At 39.8% G+C, this 21,071-nt stretch carries 19 protein-coding genes and 2 pseudogenes; all 21 read right to left on the bottom strand.

Annotation, left to right across the window (positions count from 1 at the left end; all coding sequences use genetic code 11):
- A pseudogene (locus ACWJAF_RS08845) lies at positions 1-70 on the bottom strand (IS200/IS605 family transposase); the annotation flags it as partial.
- A 122-nt stretch (positions 71-192) separates the two neighbouring features.
- Positions 193-1,395, bottom strand: a complete 1,203-nt coding sequence (gene fliB / locus ACWJAF_RS08850; protein WP_448863345.1) for a flagellin lysine-N-methylase — start codon at positions 1,393-1,395, stop codon at positions 193-195.
- A 243-nt stretch (positions 1,396-1,638) separates the two neighbouring features.
- Positions 1,639-2,265, bottom strand: coding sequence for a L(+)-tartrate dehydratase subunit beta (gene ttdB / locus ACWJAF_RS08855; protein ID WP_055282987.1), 627 nt, complete (start codon positions 2,263-2,265; stop codon positions 1,639-1,641).
- On the bottom strand, positions 2,265-3,164 hold the full coding sequence (ttdA, locus tag ACWJAF_RS08860) for a L(+)-tartrate dehydratase subunit alpha (RefSeq protein WP_022416354.1): 900 nt from the start codon (positions 3,162-3,164) through the stop codon (positions 2,265-2,267). The genes ttdB and ttdA overlap by 1 nt, the downstream gene beginning before the upstream one ends.
- A 171-nt stretch (positions 3,165-3,335) precedes the next feature.
- The gene (locus ACWJAF_RS08865) at positions 3,336-4,604 is read right to left on the bottom strand and encodes an SLC13 family permease (RefSeq protein ID WP_448863348.1); all 1,269 of its coding nucleotides are present in this window, start codon (positions 4,602-4,604) and stop codon (positions 3,336-3,338) included.
- Positions 4,605-4,927: 323 nt separating this feature from the next.
- Positions 4,928-5,599, bottom strand: coding sequence for a Spy0128 family protein (locus ACWJAF_RS08870; RefSeq protein ID WP_448863350.1), 672 nt, complete (start codon positions 5,597-5,599; stop codon positions 4,928-4,930).
- A gap of 103 nt (positions 5,600-5,702) precedes the next feature.
- A complete protein-coding gene (gene srtB / locus ACWJAF_RS08875) occupies positions 5,703-6,440 on the bottom strand; it encodes a class B sortase (protein WP_296033534.1) in 738 nt (245 codons plus the stop codon).
- A gap of 60 nt (positions 6,441-6,500) precedes the next feature.
- A complete protein-coding gene (locus tag ACWJAF_RS08880; protein ID WP_448863352.1) occupies positions 6,501-7,595 on the bottom strand; it encodes a DUF7601 domain-containing protein in 1,095 nt (364 codons plus the stop codon).
- Positions 7,596-7,626: 31 nt separating this feature from the next.
- A complete protein-coding gene (gene lepB, locus ACWJAF_RS08885; RefSeq protein WP_296033536.1) occupies positions 7,627-8,121 on the bottom strand; it encodes a signal peptidase I in 495 nt (164 codons plus the stop codon).
- A gap of 19 nt (positions 8,122-8,140) precedes the next feature.
- Positions 8,141-10,366: a DUF7604 domain-containing protein gene (locus ACWJAF_RS08890; protein WP_448863354.1), complete on the bottom strand. Its 2,226-nt coding sequence runs from the start codon at positions 10,364-10,366 to the stop codon at positions 8,141-8,143.
- A 347-nt stretch (positions 10,367-10,713) separates the two neighbouring features.
- Positions 10,714-11,358 carry a GntR family transcriptional regulator gene (locus tag ACWJAF_RS08895; RefSeq protein ID WP_448863356.1) on the bottom strand — a complete coding sequence of 215 codons (645 nt, stop codon included), beginning with the start codon at positions 11,356-11,358 and terminating at the stop codon, positions 10,714-10,716.
- Positions 11,358-11,963 (bottom strand): GntR family transcriptional regulator, encoded by a 606-nt coding sequence (locus tag ACWJAF_RS08900; RefSeq protein WP_448863358.1) that lies wholly within the window; start codon positions 11,961-11,963, stop codon positions 11,358-11,360. The genes ACWJAF_RS08895 and ACWJAF_RS08900 overlap by 1 nt, the downstream gene beginning before the upstream one ends.
- A gap of 198 nt (positions 11,964-12,161) precedes the next feature.
- Positions 12,162-12,593: a hypothetical protein gene (locus tag ACWJAF_RS08905; protein WP_296094753.1), complete on the bottom strand. Its 432-nt coding sequence runs from the start codon at positions 12,591-12,593 to the stop codon at positions 12,162-12,164.
- Positions 12,594-12,802: 209 nt separating this feature from the next.
- A complete protein-coding gene (locus tag ACWJAF_RS08910; RefSeq protein ID WP_296094750.1) occupies positions 12,803-14,488 on the bottom strand; it encodes a Na/Pi cotransporter family protein in 1,686 nt (561 codons plus the stop codon).
- Between the two features lie 389 nt (positions 14,489-14,877).
- Positions 14,878-15,345, bottom strand: coding sequence for a low molecular weight protein-tyrosine-phosphatase (locus tag ACWJAF_RS08915; RefSeq protein ID WP_448863412.1), 468 nt, complete (start codon positions 15,343-15,345; stop codon positions 14,878-14,880).
- 45 nt (positions 15,346-15,390) lie between these two features.
- Positions 15,391-15,840, bottom strand: a pseudogene (locus ACWJAF_RS08920) (ATP-binding protein); the annotation flags it as partial.
- Between the two features lie 223 nt (positions 15,841-16,063).
- Positions 16,064-17,317, bottom strand: coding sequence for an RNA-binding domain-containing protein (locus ACWJAF_RS08925; RefSeq protein WP_448863360.1), 1,254 nt, complete (start codon positions 17,315-17,317; stop codon positions 16,064-16,066).
- A 307-nt stretch (positions 17,318-17,624) separates the two neighbouring features.
- A complete protein-coding gene (locus tag ACWJAF_RS08930; RefSeq protein WP_448863362.1) occupies positions 17,625-17,858 on the bottom strand; it encodes a hypothetical protein in 234 nt (77 codons plus the stop codon).
- The gene (locus tag ACWJAF_RS08935) at positions 17,843-18,802 is read right to left on the bottom strand and encodes a hypothetical protein (protein ID WP_448863364.1); all 960 of its coding nucleotides are present in this window, start codon (positions 18,800-18,802) and stop codon (positions 17,843-17,845) included. The genes ACWJAF_RS08930 and ACWJAF_RS08935 overlap by 16 nt, the downstream gene beginning before the upstream one ends.
- 759 nt (positions 18,803-19,561) lie before the next feature.
- The gene (locus ACWJAF_RS08940) at positions 19,562-20,737 is read right to left on the bottom strand and encodes a DUF2804 domain-containing protein (protein WP_448863366.1); all 1,176 of its coding nucleotides are present in this window, start codon (positions 20,735-20,737) and stop codon (positions 19,562-19,564) included.
- A gap of 9 nt (positions 20,738-20,746) precedes the next feature.
- Positions 20,747-21,070 (bottom strand): hypothetical protein, encoded by a 324-nt coding sequence (locus ACWJAF_RS08945; RefSeq protein WP_448863368.1) that lies wholly within the window; start codon positions 21,068-21,070, stop codon positions 20,747-20,749.
- Between the last annotated feature and the right edge of the window lies 1 nt (position 21,071).

Raw genomic sequence — 21,071 nt, forward strand, 5'->3', positions numbered from 1 at the left:
ATTTTACAACCATGATCAGATGATAATACATCAAATATACTGAATGTGCATTATGATCCATTTTATCCATATAATCAGTCCTTTCTATTCTTTCGACTGATTATAGTATACCATACTTCACGATGCAGAACAAGTGTTCTGCATTCTTTTTCTGCAATTCATCTCCCACCTGTAGAGGAAGGAGAATTCTTGCTAACTTTTGTTAAACCACGGCACTATATCTCTTCGCATCAGTTTCTCCATCAGATTCAGGTTCGGATCCGAATGCTCCAGTTCTCTGGAATAACGGTATACTGTATCAACGATATCTTCCATCTCCAATGTCTTCTCATTCTTCAGCCACTGCGCCATTAGAAGTTCATGGATTAAAAGTACACTGACTACCGCCATCTGCACTTTCACATACGCCTCTCCGTCATAGACTGCACCGCAGAAATATGTACTGATAAAATATACCAGAAGCTGCTCACACTGAATCTCATAGTCCGGCATCTGTTCTTTCAGCCATGAATGAAATTCCTGCCTGTTCTTCATATATTTTTTCTTATCTGTTTCTGCTTTCGTCTTCTCACGACTTTCTGTATACGCCCACGGATGCTTTTTATCACATGTATAACATCCGGATTCTCCATATAAGATCTGCTCTGCTTCCAGAAGATGCGGTTCCCAGTCATCCCGTAACCGTTCCATCAGATACTGGTTCTGGAACATTTTCATAATAAATGCATAGTCCTCTTCTTTGGCTAACTTTGCTTCTACAAACTGAATGGCATTCTCTGTCTGATATTTTTCAAATACATCATCGATCGAAAAGATATCGTCTCTCTTGATACGTACCTGCAGATCATGCGCGATTGCCAGCACCAGTCCGACACGCAGCGCCAGTTTCTTACTTCTGTCCTGAAGGATATCTATCATCACCGTTCTTGCATCCACAAGTTTAGAATACAGGAACGGATCAAAATCGTCATATTCTTCTTCCTTATTGCTTTCATAAGTCAGAAAGCGCACCGGTTCCTTTTTCCCAAGCAGAATCCTTGCCACCTCCGGACAGGATACCGAAAGCGTCATCTCTCTGACATCTTCAAATTCTTCTATATGTCTTGGATACATCTTGCAGGTTCTGCACAGGCTTTTCTCCCCCAGTGCCGTGTACATATCACAGAGATTCTCATCATTTAAAAAGGTGCAGCGCTTATTCTTGTCCTGCTTAAATGTTCCTTCTTTCCAGTTAATGGAGCGTCTTAATCTTTTCCTGAATGATCCGGTCACTTTTTTGTATTTTTTCAATGCCGCTTCGTCTGCTACGATCTGCCATCCGGCACAGCAAGTATCTTCGCATTCTCCTGCAATACAGGAAAATTCATGGTAATAATCCGGGATTGTATATAACATTGATTCTTCCTCCAGTTTTTATGCAAAATCAATTTAACTTTGAGCATTATACCACATAATTTTTGCCAGGGGACAGGGCTTTTTCAATTTGGGACAGGACATTTTCAATTTGGGACGGAGTTTTTTTTTAAATCCCCCGTCCCCAAAGAAAATCCCCCGGGCTCTTTAGGAGGAAAAGCCCGGGGGATAACTGCATAAACTTACATTAATTTGAAGGGTTGTTTAGGATTTACTGTAGTTTAATTATTTAATAAAGCTTACATGCTTGCAGATTTCTTCTGTAGCAGCATCTTTCTTCTTATTGTATTCAACCTTTCTTTCTTCAAAGAGGTTGTCTCCGTTTGCATCGATAGAAACGATCAGTGGTCCGAATTCTTTTACGCGGCAGTTCCAAAGTGTCTCTGGCATTCCGAGGTCTCTCCACTCAGCTCTTACAATTTCTTCTACTTCTGTAGCAGCTACTACAGCGTTTCCTGCTGGGAATACGCAGTGGATTGCTCCGAATTCTTTACATGCACGCTCTGTGTTTTCCTTCATACCACCTTTACCGATGATCACACGTACACCAGTTTCTTTTACGAATTCATACTCGAATTTTTCCATTCTCATACTTGTTGTTGGTCCTACAGATACCATTTCGAATTTGTCATTTTCCAGTGGACGGATGATTGGTCCCGCGTGGAAGATTGCGTTATTTCTTACATCTACAGGAAGCTCTCTTCCTTCTTCTACCAGACGGCGGTGTGCAACGTCACGGCATGTTGTCATGCTTCCGTTCAGATATACGATGTCGCCGATCTTAATATCTTTTAAATCTTCTGCTGAAATAGGTGTTGTTAAGATTTTTTTACCGTTCTTTACTTCTACCATTATAATTCTACCCCCGTATGTGTTGTGATTGTGTAGTTCAGGTCCTTATCAAATACAATGTGTCCTCTTCTGTGGCTCCAGCATCCTACGTTAACAGCTACACCGATTGTAGATGGGTGACGAGCTGTGTTCTCAATGTTAACGCCCATTACAGAATATTTTCCGCCCATACCCTGTGGTCCAAGGCCGATTGCATTGATTCCGTCTTCGAGAAGCGTTTCCATCTTGGCCGCTCTTTCGTTCTCATTGTGTGATCCGATTGGACGCATCAGTGCTTTCTTAGAAAGAAGTGCTGCTGTCTCAACTGATGTTGCCACACCTACACCAACGAGAAGCGGTGGGCAGGCATTCAGTCCGTATGTTGTCATAACGTCCATAACGAATTTTGTTACTCCTTCGTATCCTTCACCTGGCATCAGAACCATAGCTTTTCCAGGAAGAGTACATCCGCCTCCTGCCATGTATGTATAGATTTCACATTTGTCTGAATTTGGAACGATGTCCCAGAATACTGTAGGTGTTCCTTTTCCTACGTTCTTTCCTGTGTTGTACTCGTCAAATGTCTCTACACTGTTGTGACGGAGAGGTGCTTCAAATGTTGCTTTTACAACGGCATCCTTAAGAAGACCTTCCAGCTCATCAATGAGTGGGAATTTTGTTCCGCATTTTACCCAGAACTGTAATACACCTGTATCCTGGCAGCTTGGTCTGTTCAGTTTTACAGCGAGTTCCTGGTTCTTGAACATGGTATCATAAATTACCTTTGAAAGCGGGCTGTCTTCTTTCTCACGCAGCTCTGTTAATTTCTCAATGACATCATCCGGCAGTTTCTTTGCGATATGTGCAATAAATTTTGCCATATAATCTGTAAGTTGTGTTACCTGTTGTTCTTTAGACATTTTCATATCCTCCTTGAAATTCTATTAAAAATTATTGGTTCCTATCTATATTCCCACGACAGTATTGTGATGAAATACAGCGAAAAATTTATCACATACTGTCATGAGAGGTATGTCTGCTTGCATCTTCCATTTTTATGGAGATTAGAGGTCAAATACTTCCTTCTTAGCTTATGGGAAGAATGGATAGAAGATTGGAAGCAAGATCATACTTACTATGGTTGCTACTACGATCATTGGAATACCTGCTTTCGCATAATCCTTGAACGTATATCCTCCTGCCGTTACTACCATGGTATTGGCCGGCATTCCGATTGGTGTTGCAAATGCACAGGAGCCTCCGATTACACATGCCATCAGTACGGCACTTGGATCTGCACCCATGCCCTGTGCGATGGATACTCCGATCGGAGCCATCAGTGCTGTAGTTGCAGTATTTGACATAAAGTTTGTCATGACACAGCAGAGCATGAAGATTACAAATGTTAATATGTATGGTGAAGGGTTGTCTCCCAGCATTCCGATTACTTTATCAGCTATCAATTCTCCGGCACCTGTTGCTTCCAGTGCAGACGCAAGGGAAAGTGTACCTCCGAATAAGAAGATCGTCTTCAGATCGATGGAAAGCAGTGCGTCTTTTTCACTGATAACTCCTGTTACGATCAGTGCAAGTGCTCCCACACATCCTACGACACATAACTTGATACCGATCTGTTCTTCAAAGATCATTCCAAGAAGTGTTAATAACAGGATGATCAGTGAAAGGTTCTGTTTCCACTTTGGAACATTACTGAAATCTTTTGTCTCATCAAAAATTCCTTCACTGCTTGTGTCCACTTTATCCGGCAGGAATTTGTATCCAAACAGTGCGAAGAAAATAATTCCTACGATCAAAATCGGAAGTCCTACTTTCGCATAATCAAAGAATCCGAATTTCAGTCCGATCTTCTCCATGGATGACTGTGCGATCATGTTACCAGGAGCACCGATCAGTGAAAGGTTACCTCCCATGGCTGCTGCAAATACCAGTGGCATTAACAGTCTTGATCTTGAATATCCTGACTTTGCAGCGATACCGATGACTACCGGAATCAGGATTGCGGCCGTTCCTGTGTTGGAAAGGAAACCGCTCATCACTCCGACGATCACCATGATCGCAATAATCAGCTGCTTCTCTGTCTTGGCGAAATGTGTAACCACTCCTCCAATTTTGTTGGCCATCCCCGTCTCAAAAAGTGCCCCACCGACAATGAACATTGCAACAAACAAGATTACATTGCTGTCGATGAATCCCGAGAATGCAATCTGCCAGTCCAAAACCCCTGTGACTACCAGTCCTACACAGACAATCATCGATGTTACCCCAAGTGGAATCTTTTCAAGCATGAACATGATGATTGCGAATGCCAGAAACAGTAATGTAATTGTTATCTGACTCATCTTCATTACCTCCTTGTAATTATTTCGTTCGATTTACTCTGATACAAATTTCATTTTCATACATTCGTTTCCTTGTCTGATATTTGATATTTGATATCTGATGTTTGATTTTGTATCCAAATCTTGATTATAAAATACTCCTTACTGAGAAAAATGTCAATAGGCTTTTTGACATTTTGGCATATGTTATAAAAGTGTTTATCTACTTTTGTTCAAAATCACAAGAGGGTACGTTCATTGTATACTTTGTGCGTATTTTCCCGGTTTTGGATTACTGCAAATGGGGACGGGGTTTTAAAAAAAACCCCCGTCCCCATTTGATTTTATTCTTCTCTTTTCTTTTTCCATCCCGCTATCGCCGTCATCGTGCCTGCAGACAGTCCGGATAAAGCGACCAGCATCCCGATTGGTGCCATATCCCCGGTTTTTACCGTTTTATGATTCGTAGTAATGATGCCTGATTTTTTTATTTCCGGTGTATTCACCGGTTCTCTTTCGATCGTTTCATTCATAATGGTATTGGTAAATATGATTTTGTCCGTCTTTTCTTCTTCTCCTTCGTTCCGGCACCATACGTCTGCTGTTAATGTTCCGTCTTCCATTCTGACCACACGGACGGTCACGTCATAGACGCCCGGATCATAAGCCACATTTTCCTGCTGCCCCGGCTTCTGATAGATCCGGTAATGATAATCTTCCGGTGTGTCATATCGGATCTCTCCGATTGCTTTCGTCTCGTTCATTCCTATCTGTAATTCTGTCTGCTCCGGCATCGGAGTTCCTTCTTCTCCAGATTCGATCACGACAATTCCACTTGCATTCCTTACAGATACTGACAGATTCACGGTACATGCCTGTTCTGCCGCACGCGCCTCTCCTGTCAGATCCGATGTTCCCGCTGCATGCACCGGATCTACGCATAACACAAACCACGCGGTTATAAATATCAGGACCGCCCTGATTTTGTACTGCCATCCATATTCTAATGTTTTCACTGCTTTTTCCGACACCTCCTTTTCACATTCTGCGTTTTCGTTACTATCCACACACCCGGCAAACTGTAACATAATTTTGCCAATGCTTCGCATTCCAAATTTGTTATTTTTCAAATACCCCGAGCAGGATAACTCTTCCATTTGTCTCGGCCTCAGAACAGGTAGAAAGTGCGATCAGTGAATCCTCTCCGGTTACATCCAGGTCTCTGTACTGTACCGCATGTTCCTTAATATACTTCAGTAATTCGTCCAGATTTTCCCTGCGGTATCCATCCGGATGATACATCCTTGCATCCGATGCCGATACTTTCATACATGCGAAAAATCTAATCTTCCATGTCTTATCCGGCTGATATAAGATGCCCTTTTTGTGACTGTCAAAATATCTTTTATTTGTAAAATCTGCCACATCTGCAAACATACCTCCGTTTTTCATATGATGACCATAGAGCAGGTTATACGGATCAGAAAAATCATCTTTATTGAGACATGATAAAAAGATTGCCCCGGAAAGTTCGAATTCTCCGTATACATTTTTATTTACATATTCCATGTCATCCTTTCCCTGCACGACCGGATAATCAATATTGGTATCTTTTACCTGTATCCACGCTTTCACATCCGGGTTAATCTTTTTCAGATCTGAAAGTGTCGGATTGTCCTTTCCTTCATCCGTGGGTCTGAACTTTAAAAGTTCCTCACTGGCAAATGAATTCTTATAAATCCTGTACGTATCCCACAAAGAATACATTCCATACGAAAGCATCAGAACAATCAGCAGTGCCACGATAACACTTAATATCTGATTCCCGATTCTGGCTGCCGCCGCTGCTTTTTTCATCTTTCTTTCATATCCTTAATCCATCTTATTATTAGTTCAGCCATTTCCTTTCGCTCTGCCTTAATCAATATCGCTCTCTTTTACACGTTTTCTTCTGAAAAACAGAAGGCTTGACGCAATTGCTGCTCCGAGTAATGCCATATAAGGTGCTACATTTAAGAAGATACCACCTGGTGTAGTTGTGTCTTTGTCATTGACTACTGTGATATTTCTGTCGCCGTTATCATCTTTCCTTCCTGCCCCATTCACGATTGTTCCGGTTGTCTCTGAAGTTGCCTGACCGTCAATCGTTGTCGTATATCCGTCAGAAGTATAATCAGTCTCTGTTACGGTATATGTGTCATGATCTGATAAGCCCCAGATCTTCGCTGTCTGATCTGACTTTAATGTAATCGTCTGTGCAGTTCCTGATACCAATGTGATCGGTGCACGCTGGTCTGAAAATGTAACATAATATTCTTCCCCTTCTGCTCCGTCTACTTCTATTGTGAACTCAAAGTCTTTGGAACGGTTTCCCTGATTACCGGTTACTTCTTTTTTAACAGTCAGATCATGTAAGGTATCATGTGTGCTGCTGTAATCGTTCGTAAATGTTGCATCGTCCTTTGCTTTTGGATCCGACGTCTTTACAAATGCATACGAACTGACCTCTAACTGGCCGCTGCTGTTATATGTTACATATACGTCAAAATACTTTTCTTCTCTTGTATATGCTACACCTTCATATGCATTACCATCTGCATCTGCCGGTGTCTCACTGACGATGTAACGGTAGATTCCAGGTTTTGCATTTTCCCCCTGTGTAAATACTGACTCATTGACCTTAAGATTTGTTGTTCCTGCTGTGATTACTGTTTTTCCAATATCCGATACTGCAGGTGCCGATGCAATGATGCCATCATCAACGGTTACCCCGCCTTCTATTCCTGCATAAACCGCATCCTGGTTCTGACCTGCTGGCACTGCAGCTCCTGGACGTACTTCGAATACAAATGTCGTATTCGGTGCATAGACATTTTCTTCTTTGGTAATGTCCTTTGTAAGCGTCAGGTTTTTCGGAAGCTCATCTGCAAAAACGGGCATACTAAGTGTCGCCGTCATCATCATTCCTGCCATTGCTGCTGTGGATACCTGTTTTACCATTCTTTTTTTCATAATCATTCTTCCCTTTCTCTTTTATTCATATTTATAAATCAGCTCTTCTTAAAACTGTGATCACCCGTCCCTTTATCTCCTTTTTACTGATTGCACCAAAGTACCTGCTGTCTTTTGCACCTTCCCTGAAATCACACAAAACAAAATACTGATCTTTTTTTAATGTCACCGGATAGTCGATTCCATCCAGATACGCCGGAGTCTTATAATAGATCCCGTTCTCATTTACAATGCTTCCATTAATTTTCAGTTCGTTCTTTTTTGTGATCTCTACTTTATCCTTCTCTTTTGCCACAATTCTACCTGTATACAATGTTCCATCTCTTCGGAATACAACCACATCCCGGTCAGAAAATGCGCGCTCCAGCCGGTAATAAAGCATCAGATCTCCGGCACATATCTTCGGCGACATATCCTGATTTTTTTCTGTAGCCACTCCAAAAATCACGCCAAACAGAATTACCAGTAAGATTACCAGCATCAATAAACGGGTAAAGAAAAGTATGATTTCTCTTTTCTCTTTCATATATGCTCCTTATCATCTCTTATTCTTCTGTCAGATCCAGCCATCTCCGGATTCCATACAACACACCAAACAGTGCAAGCATTCCTCCCGCACTCCCCGTCATTACCAGATATGGTGCGCCTGTCTGCCGGATTCCTGTTGCCGGTGGTATATCTTTTGTGTTCGTAAATGTAAGATCCGTATTTTCATGTATCACAGCGGTATACGTATCTTCTCCGGATTCTACGCTTTCCGGTGTACCTGTAATCTGCACATCATAGTCTTCTGCATCCTCCGAAACGGTATATTCCACACCATATGGAATCGTCACTTCTATCCTTTCCAGATGCTTTAACTGAAATGTATAGACTCCATTTTCCACTGTAACTGCATCTTTCATCTCTTCTTCTGAGAGTGCATTGCCCTGTGCATCGTATTTGGTATACCGGATGCTTCCGGTATAGGCGTCACCGTTCAGCTCTGTCTTCACATGAAATGTAAATGGATGTGTCCGGTCGCCCATATTACCTTCTACTTTCTTTTCAATCTTCAGGAATCTGTCACTTCTTGTATACCGGTTCTGGAAGTCCACCTCTGATGTCGTATCTCTTGTAATGATTCCTGATGAAGAAAAATTATCCGGAACTGCTGCCAGGTCATAACCTTCTAATGCCGCATTATCCTCCCTGACTTCATAACTGGTTCCCGGAGTCAGATTTATCATCCGATATACATATGCTCCGGTCTCTGTATCCCAGGTAAGACCGTCTGCATCAAGCTTTAACACTTTTGTCTCCTGCGTCTTATCTGGTTTTGTCAATATACAGGTAAATACCAGATTATCTTTTACACTCTGCAAACCTTCCGGATTATCATCCAGTCCCGTGATTACTTTGGAAATCTTTAAGTTTCCCGGATGTACATGGACGACCGGTTTCGGATACATTTCTGTATATGCATTTTCATTGTATACATAATCCAGTCTGGCTGATTCATTTTGATTGGAATAAAAGCCTTCCTGTCCGGCATAGGTTCCGGTTCCTTCGTCTGCAATATCTGTGTAGCCTCCTGTCCGGAATTTTTCGTATGCAGCCTCACTTGGCTGGATCTTTGCAACAACCTGATAGGTATAATCTTCTTCCAGTGCATATCCTGCCGGAAAGTTTAAGGCTACTGATCTGGTGACTGCATCATAAGAAGCTGTAATGCCAAGACTTGCGGCATCTATCTGCCTGCCGGATGCATCTAAGACTATAACCTGCGGAGATAATACCTTGCCATCTGTGTCTGTCACCATCTCTACATTCTCGCTTAGCGGATCTGATATCCGTACATTGGTACAGGTTAGTTTTGTAATCTGGGCCTTGATATCATCAAATGCATTATTCAACGCATCCAGTGATGTTCCTGCATACGATCCATAATTTTTAGCATTTGCTGCCGAGGATGCCAGATTGGTAAGCGTCTTGTAATTGCTTTGTGGTCCGACTCCGACAGTGAAAAAATAATCGGTATAGAGCTTCGCTGCTTCTGTCTTAGCTGCATTTAGATTCGCTCCCCTCGCTCCATTTTCATCATCATTATTACCATTTCCAATCGTCATTCCGTTTCTGTCATAACGATATGTCGGATCTCCGTCAGATACAAATATGACTGCCGTCTTAGCTGTACTTCTTACACCTTTTAACAGTTCTCCAGCCTCTCTAAGTCCTGCCTGATAATTCGTTCCTCCGGTTGTATCAGGCAAAGTTTTACTTGTAATATCTGATGCCTGACCTGTCCAGTTCACCACCGTCTGTGCATCGTCCCATGCCTTTTCATCGCGGGCTCTGTTCGTTCCACTGAATGTAACCAGTGCAAACCTGACATCCAGTTCCTGACTTGCCGCCAGTGTATTGGTAAGATTATTAATTGCCTGACTTGCTGCTGTCTTTCTTTCACCTTTTTGTTCTCCATGCCCTTCTTCATTTTTATTCATCAGCCATTCCATACTGTTGGACCGGTCCAGCACATAGATGACATCCATCGGGGTCTTGGATACTCTGCTGTCTGTTTTTCCTTTTACTGTCAACTTCAGATCGTATGTTCCGTCTGCATTTTCCGTCACTGTCTTTTCATGCTCCAGGGAAATTGCGGGATTTATCTCCTGTTCTTCTTCGGCCTGCACCTGCCTGATACTTCCTCCTATGGGTATCAGCACCATGACCGCAGCCGTCAGTACTGTAATAATCTTCTTTATATTCTTCCGGCTGATAGTATGTCCCATAACGCTCCTCCATTTCTGTCTCCTTTGATTGTGGCTTTTTCTTTACCCTCATAGTATTTCTATGTAGGAGTGCTTTGTTTTATTCCAGAAGATTCTTGTTTTCCCAGATATTACTAATTACCGGTGTCGCAAATTGTAACTTTAAGTAATATCAAAAAAAGACAAAAAAAATACGTCCCTCCATGGTTTCCTTGTGCTTTCCTGATTCACAAGTCCACCGGACCGGACATATTTTTCTGTCTCATTTTATGTTATATTCTGTTTTTCTTTCCTGATAATAGATAGCAGGATTCATTATTTATATCAGATGGGAATATAGCTCTCCATACTTTTTAATCTGATATAGCTTATTTGTAATATGTAAGCATATCATCACGGCTTCGCATGATATGATCATACATCGCTTTCTTTGCAGCGTCCGCATCATGTGCCTGGAGTGCTTTTAAGATATTCCCGTGTTCTTTGATCGACACTTTGGCATAATCATCTTCGGATACCATGCTTCCCATCGACAAACCATTCCACAATTCAGAGATCATATTTTTCATCTTCTGATTTCCTGCCGCTGTCCAGATTTCACTGTGGAATGCACGGTTCAGATCGGTATATTGCTTGAAATCACCGGCATTTAAAGCTTCTTCTGCCTCCTCATATACGGATTCGATTTCTGATATGTCAACTTCCGGATCTGCCGCCAGTGCTGCTGCCGAACTCTCAAGAATTGCTCTTAACTGATAATGTTCCTTTATGTACGTCTCTGTAATTCCAAGAACTACCGCTCCTCTGTTCTTACGAAGCTGGATCAGTCCGTCTCTTGCCAGTATCTGAAATGCCTCTCTTACAGGCATTGCCGATACATTTAACTGAGATGCCACACTGTCCAGTGAAAGAATCTCTCCTTCCTGCATCTGTCTTGAAAGGATTGCTTTACGAAGTTCTGCTGCCACTTTTTCTTTTGCTGATGGCATCTTAATCGGTTTCAGTCCATTCATTATTTATTCATTCCTCTCTCTTTGTTCACTGCTTTTGCCAGCAGTTTGTAATACGAATCTAATGACTTTTCAACTTTCTTCAGTTCCCCTGCCTCTAAAAGCACTGTCATTTTTTCTTTCTCTTCCTTGATTTTTTCTCCAAAATGTCCCGTCGCCAGAGCAAAACGGATATAACTGTCACATGCATTCTGAAGCAGTCTCTTAATGTACTCATTTTCTACCAGTTCACACATCGCCTGAGCCGGATGCACTTCTCCCATTATACCTTTCTGAGAAAGTGCTCCTTTCAGTTCTTCTATCCTTCCGCTGTGTTTTAAACTGTTCAGTGCTTTTTTTGTCATCTCTGAGATCATACTGTAGATCAGAATGATCTGTTCATCATCAAGCTCTGTTACCGTAATTCTTCTGGTCGCCAGGCGGATGATCAGTCCCTGGTTCTCCAGAATCTGAAATGCTTCCCGGATCGGAATTCTCGAAGCTTCGAATACTTCTGCAAGTTCTTCCTGTTTTAACTGACTTCCTCCGGGAATTCTTCCAGACAAGATCTCATCTGCGATCTGTTCCGCCATATAATCGCTTAATCTTTTTTCTGATATATCTTTCATAATTCCCCCATGATCTTGAATCATTTATTGTTCTTACTATTACGATCTATACAATCTGCTATAATTTTACAGTATCGTATCTTTATATTCCAATAATAATGTATCCAAAATCAACAGATTTGTAAAGCATTATTTTCTATTTTTCTATACTTTATCTTTGATAAATCTCAAGAAAAAGCCGTAGAGTACAGCTCTTTCTCATATATACTTTTTCATGTCTTTTACTATTTTTTCACATACCCGTTCAAACTTTTTTGCCAGCGAAATGCTTTCTTTTTCTGCTTCCGGATAACGATTCCGTTTCTCTGTGATGGATTTAATCCCCATGTTCGCTCCATCGATCATCATCTCTGCAATCTTGGCGTGATCATCGTTAAGTAATAATTTCATCTCCGCACTGAACCATGCAAATGTCTCTGCTGCCTTTTCTGATATTTTTTCTTCTTCGGTTTCGCCTCCCGACAATCTTGCTGCTTCTTTTTCTATCTGTTCATATTCTTCTTTGTATTTGCAAAATAGATCCTGCATATCCTGATCTTTCAGATATACTGCCAGTTGCTCGATACTGTTCAGTGCCATTTTACATCCTGTGCTGCATTCTTTTAATACTTCATAGGTTGCTGTGTCCATGATGATTCCCTCCTTTTGTTGTTGCTGCTTTTATCTGTTATTGTTTCTTTTTTTTTAATTTTTAATCTGGCATTAACAGATTTTATTCTGGAATCTTCTGGAAATTCATAATACAGAGAATCTGACTCTGGCAGCTTCTCTTGTATACTTTAATATTCAAAAAATCCTTTATACAAGACTACAAAATCTTATATAAAGGATTTTTTCTTCTAATTTATCGTCATGAAGTAATTCAGACTAATCTCATTCGTTGCCACGTCCGCAAGGTTTACACAACTGTTTCCCATTCTGTCGATCAAATGCAGAATGTTGGTAAATGGTGCTGTAAGGTCTGCTTTACATTTTCCTTTGTTAACTCGCTGTACATGAGCCTTTCTCATCTTAAGATCCAGATCCATGATCTTATCCTTCCGTTTGATCAATTTTTCAATCTGTACGGATTCATCGCCCTGAAGTGCCTTGATCGAATCTTCAAACATTTTCGCAAGAGTTCTGAGACTCTTCTGTAATTCATCCATTGCTTCCGGAGTATATTTGTATTTGTTTTCTGCTTTTTCACGTACACATCTTGCGACTTCTACACTCAGTGTGCCCATACGTTCAACGTCACTTAATACATACATAAGACTCGCTGTCTGTGATGCCTGTTGTTCCGTCATCGTACCGGCTGAGAACAGCGCTGCCAGATATTCCGTAATGCTTTCTGTCAGAGTTTTTATCTGCTGTCCTTTTTCTTCCAGATCTTCAAGCCGGCTAATCTCTTCTGTCTTAACGATTGTGATAGTCTCTCCTACTGCAACTTTGACCATCTCACTCATACGAAGGATTTCTTTTGCTACCAGCTGTAATGCTGCTGCCGGCTGACTGATGATCTTGTCATCCAGGAATACCGGCTTTGCAGGATCCATATCGACTGCCTTGCCATCCGGAATCAGTGTCATAACAATCTTCACCATGAAATTGATCAGACAGACCCAGATAAGTGTCATTGTAATGTTAAATATTGTATGTGCATTTGCAATCTGTCTTGAAATTACCTGTATCTCTGGTCCCTTCGGGGAAATGTACTGGATCAATGCTGCAAATGGTTTTACAAACCAGATAAATAACAGACATCCTGATATATTGAAGATACAGTGTGCAACGGCTGTACGTTTTGCATCTTTTGTCTGACCGATACTTGCAAGAAGTGCTGTAATTGTAGTACCGATGTTATCACCTAACAGGATTGGAATTGCACCTGCAAGTCCCAGTATACTGGTAACTCCATCTGGTCCCGGCTGTGATGCAAAGTTCTGTAATACTGCAATCGTCGCACTACTACTTTGTACTACTAAGGTCATAAGTGTACCAACGAACACTCCAAGTACCGGAATATGAGCCACTTTTCCAATCAGGTTCGTAAATACCGGACTGGATGCTAACGGCTTCATAACATCTCCCATTGTCTCGATTCCAAGGAACAAAAGACCAAATGCAAAGATTGTCTGTCCAATACTTTTTGCTTTTTCAGATTTCGCAATGAACGAAATAAGAAAACCGATAAAAATAATAATATAAATATAATCACTGATCTTAAATGCAATAATCTGTGCGGTCATCGTTGTACCGATATTCGCACCAAATATGATTGAGATTGCCTGTGGTAAAGTCATAAGACCCGCACTTACAAATCCAATCGCCATAACCGTTGTCGCACTACTACTTTGTAATACAGCGGTTGTAAGCGCTCCTGCAATGACTCCAAGTACAGGATTCTTTGTCAGCAGTGCGAGAATGCTTTTCATCTTTTCTCCCGCAGCTTTCTGCAGACATTCACTCATCATATTCATTCCATAAATAAAGACTGCCAGCCCTCCCAAGAGCCCGAATATTATCTGTAATTTCTCATTCATAATATTTTCCATTCTCCTTTATTCGCCTTCTCTCGACGTTACGGGCTTATTGTAACTAAGGTGTATGCAGCCTATATCAAATCTATGTTAAATCTATGTAAAATCACATTCTTAGTTTATATTACGTTAAATTCTATGAAATTATTTGCGTAAAAATGTAAAGAAATCATCAAATTTATGCAAAGTTGTCTGAATATATGATATATTTTCCCATTTATTCTTTTTCTTTACATGGATCTGATGATTTCTTTTTTGTACAGTGCACATTATATAATGTATGACATACTTCTCCTGTACTCTCATAAAAGGACATATCAGATGGAAGATCAGCACCCATCACTGATATAAATTATTTTTCACCATCGCTGGAGTCACGAAATATTTCCTGTCTAATATATCGGCTCATTCTCAACCAGGTATTGAAGAAATGCCTCACAGCCTTCCTTCACATCAGCATATGTCGCATCAAAATTACCGGTGTACCATGGATCTGCAATGTCTCTTGGCTGGTTCGAATATTCTAATAATAAATGTACTTTATGTTCCGGATCTTTTCGTATGATGCGGTTGATGTTGCGGATATTCCACTGTTCCATACCAATCAGATAATCGTATTCTTCATAATCTCTTCTGGTCATCTGGCGTGCTCTGTGGTTTCCGCATGGGATACCTTCTTCTCTTAACTTGTTCTGCGTTCCGTAATGTACCGGATTGCCTTCTTCTTCGTTGCTCGTTCCTGCTGAGTCAATATAGAATGATGACTCCAGATTTGCTTTTTTTACTAAGTCTTTCATTACGTATTCTGCCATTGTTGAGCGGCAGATGTTGCCGTGGCAGATAAATAAAATTTTAATCATTTTACGTTTCTCCTTCTTTTGTATTTCCCAATGGCCGTTAGATCCCCGACCGATAAATTGAACCATATCCATCTCTTTAATATGACGTTTCACCGTCTTTGAACTTATTCCCAACGTCATTGCCATTTTCTCGGTGCTTATCTTATTATTCTTATTAATCATATTTAAAATTTGAATATCCAATGGATTCTTCAAGTTATTCTGAGGGACATTCTGAATTCTATTATAATTCAGATTCGGCATCACCACCGTAAACTGATATCTATCTGACCGAAAAGACGGTCTTTTTGTTTCATTATAATTAATCTGAAATTCATATCCACCAATAATTTTTCCAAATCCACTGCCCTTCCGCTCCATATATCCCAAGCGATTAAATACATCTGCTAAGACCGGATTTCTCCTCGTAGACGGAACAGTAAGCGGATCTCTATCCTGTATCATCGATCCATCCGGCATTTCTTCCCTGGAATTGGCTGTCTTTCTCCACATCATCTTCGCATTTCTCTTAATAAATGCTTCTCCATTATCAAGTAATGAAAGTACACTGCAGAATACTCCGCATCATCAAAAGCTTCTACTGTTCCACCGTTCTTGTTTAATCCGTTCCATCTGTGATTTGGCAGATAAAGATAGATCCGTATCCATAGTATCAATTCACCTGCATCGTAAATATCGCCAGAAAATCGACATGCATTCTGTATTATGACATCCCCAATCACTTAATTATATATTTTGTTCCTCTGCCTTTTCCTTCAATTGCAACCACGCCTTTTTTCCCCATAGCTTTCAGTAACTGTGTTGTTTTAGATTTACCAAATGGGACATATGGTGCAATTTCACTTATTGGTTTCAACATCGTCTTGCTTAAGAATTTGTAAATTACTTTTTCATCTTCAGTTAAATTAACATTTGTTTCAAATATCGGCAGTACAATTTTTATAGCATTTTCTGACACTTCAAAATCTGGTTTTATCAGACTCTCTGCATACAATTGTTTTATTCGTGTAATTCCCGTTCCAAATACCTCTACAAATCCCAGTCTGTAAAATACATTTGCAAGATTTCTATTTCTTAAAACAGAAAGTTTACCTGATAAATATTCTTCTGCTGTTATTCCATCTGGCAATCCGCCAGGAGATACTACTTCTATTCTATCATCAAACAGGGAAACTCTGATGTGTGAATTAATATCCCATACCCTATGAATCAAAGCATTTGCAATTGCTTCTCTGAAAGCTGCCTCCGGTATTTTCTCTATTATCTTTCTGTCAGCTCCTTGTATTACTTCATATTGGTAATAATCTCTAAATACAGCAAGCGCTTTTTCATATACTTCTAAAACCGATATATGTTCAAATGTTACTCTTTTTTGAATAATGCTGATATTCTCTCCGAACTTAACAATATCAATTCCTGAAAAATAATTTTTATCTGCTAAAAGTCCTGCTGCATTATTAAAACCATTTACATTGTCATACAGATTCAATGTCTTTAAAGTATCCTGATTAAAAGTTTCAATCTGAATATTTTCTTTCAGCTTACGCTGCAAAATTTCAAAAGATAGTTCTTGATCTTTACAAGGTAATTCTTCGAAGCTAATATTTTTTCCCTCTAATACAAGCCTTGAAAATTCCAGTGTATCTACTTCTATCGTTGCTGTATCATTTCGTTTGTATGCTTTTGATTTATATAAATACGGTTTCTGAAGACCACTTTTTATAGTAAGTTTTATCATCTGGTCATTATTCTGTATTTCAAGCGTATAGTTTGGTTGAGGTGATATGCTGTCATTGATTTTATTTTCAATATTCAGGCAAGCCTGCTTTACATCTGGCAAACCTTTCACGTTTCCATCATCATCAACACCAAAAAGAATTGTTCCACCATTGTAATTCGAAAAGGCACTAACTGTTTTCAAGAAAGTATTCGTAATCGTTTCCTTGAATTCCAATATTCTTGTTTCACGCATAGTAATCGACCCCTTTCCAACTTTAATGGTTATATTATATGCATAAATGCGCAAAAAATCAATCGTATTTTTTTACGATTGATTTTGAGTGTATTATTCTTTTTCCAGGGGTTGGTTTATTTTCGCATAATATCGTCCGCAAAAGGTGTAAAAATGGGTTACAACTTAACTGTATAACACATCACATTTTTATCCGAATACTTGCTTCAACAACTCCACAATATCCTCATTTTTCAGCCCATATCTTTTCAATGAATTTTGATCAAATGGTTCCTGCTCCAACAAGTCAATAAAGCTATGTATATCGTCATCTACTTGTCGCTTTGTTTCTATATTTTCCATCAACGATAAACTTCCAAAATTTTTCTCCAAACTCCGGAGTTAATGCTTCAACAATCAAAACCATATCCAGATCTCTTGTAGCCCTGAAATTTACTTCATTGCTTTCAAACAGAATATCACAGGCTGCGCCACCTATTAAAACATACTGTTCTTCATAATCTGCAAAGTACTTCCGAAATGTATCTAATCCCTTGACCATACATATTCCTCCAACATCTCATTAATTGAAATTTCAACCCGTTCCTCTTCTTGTTCCTCTCTTGTCTGTGACAGTGCTACACTCAAAGGATCCTGTAGTCCTTTTCCCCAAAAATCAATAAAATATCCAAGTTCCAAAACAACGCAACCCATTTCTTCCAATTCACTTGCTTGTTTTTCCACTTTCACCCCACTAGCTTTCAATTCTTTCTTTGTTACTGCATAGGTAGGATAAGCATTATCGGACAAAAGAGAATACTCACACAAAGCAGATATACCTGCTTTCTTTTCAAGTTTCATATCTTTTCTCAGTATAAATCTTCGAATCACTGGATTTCTTAATACACGCTCAATTTGCTGCCATAATTGCTTTCGGTCATCTGGGATATTGATGACTCTTGATTTACCTTTCATGCCTAACACGCCAATATTTAAATATTCCAACTCATCAAAGCATCGACTTGCAGATTTTGTTGACACCCCCAACTGTTTCGCTACATCAGATACTTTCATTTCAATCCATCGTTCATAAATAGCCACAAGAAGCATTTTTTGCGTCAGAAATGAAATCAAATGAACTGGTGGCAATTCTCTTTCATTTGATTTACTCAACAAATATCCAATAAATGGAAGAAATACCTGCTTCCCATCTATTACAAATGGAATTCCTTCTTCCATCATCTTTTCCCTTATATAGAATGTCGTCTGTTCAAGAAATATTGCACAATTTAATCCTGTCATTTTTTCCACGCAAGCTCTGTCTCTCCGCAACAAGACAAGTCCAACATTATCTTTTGGCTGAATAGCTATCCATAATGCACCATTCGTCTCTACTGTAAAAATATTATATCTTCCACGATATGCTAATGGAAGCTTTTTATATAACTCTTTATTCTCTATCATTATTACATTTTGCCGCAATGATTTTTCCAAGAATTCTTTCATATCAATCACCTTTTTATAAATGTGACCTTTTTTATGTCATATTTATAATTTATCATATTTTGTTTGATTTTTCAAGAAACACTTATCCATATAATACAACAAAAAGACGCAAGATTTATCCCACGTCTTTACTATTTTAACTATTTCGATTCGATCTTCCAAAGGTATAAATAAGGTGTAAATTGTTCGTCTCCATCTCAGAAATTCTACAAAATCAAGGCTTTCACAGCATACATTAAATATTGCCGTGGCAAATGAATAGTATTTTTATCATTTTATGTTTTCTCCTTCTTTTGTATTTCCCAGTGGCCATTGGATCCCCGGCCGATAAATTGAATTTCATTGTTTTCTTTTATCCGATGTTTTATAGTTCGTACACTGATTCCTAATGCAACAGACATTTTTTCCTGTAATTATAATCTCTCATTCAATTCCCCCTTTATCATTTATTACTTATTTTTAGTATGTACAACATATTTAATTATATTTAGTCTGGCATAAATTATCTTAGTCGTCAATTCATTCAATTTAGTCATTGTAATATATTTTGACTAAATTAAACTTCAAATGACATTATTAATACCATACTAGAACTTACTAAAAAACCATAGAAAAAAGTGTTTTTTCTACACCCTTTTCCATGGTTTTTCTTCAATTCAACTATACATCTTTCCTCGTTCTGACCGAAAAGCACCCTGCTGTTTTTCCAGCAGTTCAGAGTCTGTCTAAAGATTATGGAAACGATTTTTCAAACACATTCTAATACCGGTTATGTACTTTCTCCGCAAAACACAGCACATCTTTTATCTCAACTTTTGTCCCGTCATCAAGCACTGCCGTTCCGCTCATCCGCCCGAATACCTGATGCTGATCTGACACGATCAGTTTATAATCCAGACACGCCGACCGGTCTAATATCGGGAGGAAATCCATCTCGAATCTGTCGTCACTGGACGTGAACTTCCATGGTTTGCAATAGTCATCTTCCGGTATCATAAACTCTACATCATCAATCTTATGCGCTATTCCATCATAGAAAATCACATTTTCCGAAGCCGCCTTTGTATTGCCGAATCCATAACCGATATTGAATCCAAATGTATGCCCGTTCACATCACAGTTTCCTGATCCCCAGTACCAGGTATTGTCATAAGTCCACACACCACGTCCCCAGTCCAATGTTCCAAAGTGCCGGTCCGGATGGAATTCATACCTCTTTCCGTCATATTCTGCATAGCCTTCCGCGCGCATACAGTTGATTTTCTGATTGTAATAGAATCTTCCCTTCTTTTCCCACGGTGTTGCGATAACCATGGTATCCATATCCGGCTGACGAAGCCTGATGTCACAGAAAAATGATTTGCCCTGGTAAAAGTTGTCAAACTGGCATGTAATATGACGTGTCCTTATATCCTGCTTTGTAATTTTCTCATCCTGTTCCTTTTCTGCTGTATCTTCTAATCCTGACGTACTATTTTCCAACATATACTTTAGGCTCAGATTCTTCTTCTCATAAATGATATCTCCCTCCGACGAATTCTCCGGCATCCTAAATTTTCCCATCGGAAATGCATCTAATATCGTCTCCGTATGTTCCCACGGTTCTCCCTCAAAATCAAGCAGTGACACAGACTGCAAACCAACATAACCGTCATCTGAAAGTGTAAATGCCACAGCACAATCATCTCCCACTATAAGATAATAGTCCCATTCTTTTATCCGGAATTTCGGTGCTCTAATCTGTGTCCTGGAATACTGCTGTAACTGCCTTCTCGACCACCCCGGCTCTGCAATATTACCTTGTGCGTCTAACAGTAACTGTTTTTTTGTAACTTCGTGATTTCTGGCTGACATACGTGATTTCCCCTCTCTTACGTCTTTCCGTATGATCTCATTATAGCATACTGCATTTTCATTTTGAATTTCAAATGACATTATTAAATTCTACCTGTCAACCTCTACCATCACTTCACATCCATCCTCCGTCCACACACGAAGCACCGCCGGTTCTTTTGCTCCTTTATCATTCCATCTCACCACTACAAGCGCACTTCCGTCAAAAGTCGTCACCGTATCGGCAAAATAATCTTCTTTGCTGGACGGATTGGCAGTTCCGAAACCTTCCAGAACACCATTGCCGGTTACCTGGGCATGAAGCACCTGTTTTTCCTGTGGATTAAAGATTCCATTTTCATCCTCCAGCCATATTTTTATGTAGGCAGCATCCCGTTCATTCTTTGTAACCCTGCGTGCCTTAATCTGTTTCACT

Source organism: Dorea sp. (assembly GCF_977044405.1).

Coding starts and splice junctions, on each gene's coding strand:
- fliB (WP_448863345.1), bottom strand. CDS start 1,395: ATGTTATATACAATCCCGGATTATTACCATGAATTTTCCTGTATTGCA.
- ttdB (WP_055282987.1), bottom strand. CDS start 2,265: ATGGTAGAAGTAAAGAACGGTAAAAAAATCTTAACAACACCTATTTCA.
- ttdA (WP_022416354.1), bottom strand. CDS start 3,164: ATGTCTAAAGAACAACAGGTAACACAACTTACAGATTATATGGCAAAA.
- ACWJAF_RS08865 (WP_448863348.1), bottom strand. CDS start 4,604: ATGAGTCAGATAACAATTACATTACTGTTTCTGGCATTCGCAATCATC.
- srtB (WP_296033534.1), bottom strand. CDS start 6,440: ATGAAAAAAGCAGCGGCGGCAGCCAGAATCGGGAATCAGATATTAAGT.
- ACWJAF_RS08880 (WP_448863352.1), bottom strand. CDS start 7,595: ATGAAAAAAAGAATGGTAAAACAGGTATCCACAGCAGCAATGGCAGGA.
- lepB (WP_296033536.1), bottom strand. CDS start 8,121: ATGAAAGAGAAAAGAGAAATCATACTTTTCTTTACCCGTTTATTGATG.
- ACWJAF_RS08890 (WP_448863354.1), bottom strand. CDS start 10,366: ATGGGACATACTATCAGCCGGAAGAATATAAAGAAGATTATTACAGTA.
- ACWJAF_RS08895 (WP_448863356.1), bottom strand. CDS start 11,358: ATGAATGGACTGAAACCGATTAAGATGCCATCAGCAAAAGAAAAAGTG.
- ACWJAF_RS08900 (WP_448863358.1), bottom strand. CDS start 11,963: ATGAAAGATATATCAGAAAAAAGATTAAGCGATTATATGGCGGAACAG.
- ACWJAF_RS08905 (WP_296094753.1), bottom strand. CDS start 12,593: ATGGACACAGCAACCTATGAAGTATTAAAAGAATGCAGCACAGGATGT.
- ACWJAF_RS08910 (WP_296094750.1), bottom strand. CDS start 14,488: ATGAATGAGAAATTACAGATAATATTCGGGCTCTTGGGAGGGCTGGCA.
- ACWJAF_RS08915 (WP_448863412.1), bottom strand. CDS start 15,345: ATGATTAAAATTTTATTTATCTGCCACGGCAACATCTGCCGCTCAACA.
- ACWJAF_RS08925 (WP_448863360.1), bottom strand. CDS start 17,317: ATGCGTGAAACAAGAATATTGGAATTCAAGGAAACGATTACGAATACT.
- ACWJAF_RS08930 (WP_448863362.1), bottom strand. CDS start 17,858: ATGGTCAAGGGATTAGATACATTTCGGAAGTACTTTGCAGATTATGAA.
- ACWJAF_RS08935 (WP_448863364.1), bottom strand. CDS start 18,802: ATGAAAGAATTCTTGGAAAAATCATTGCGGCAAAATGTAATAATGATA.
- ACWJAF_RS08940 (WP_448863366.1), bottom strand. CDS start 20,737: ATGTCATTTGAAATTCAAAATGAAAATGCAGTATGCTATAATGAGATC.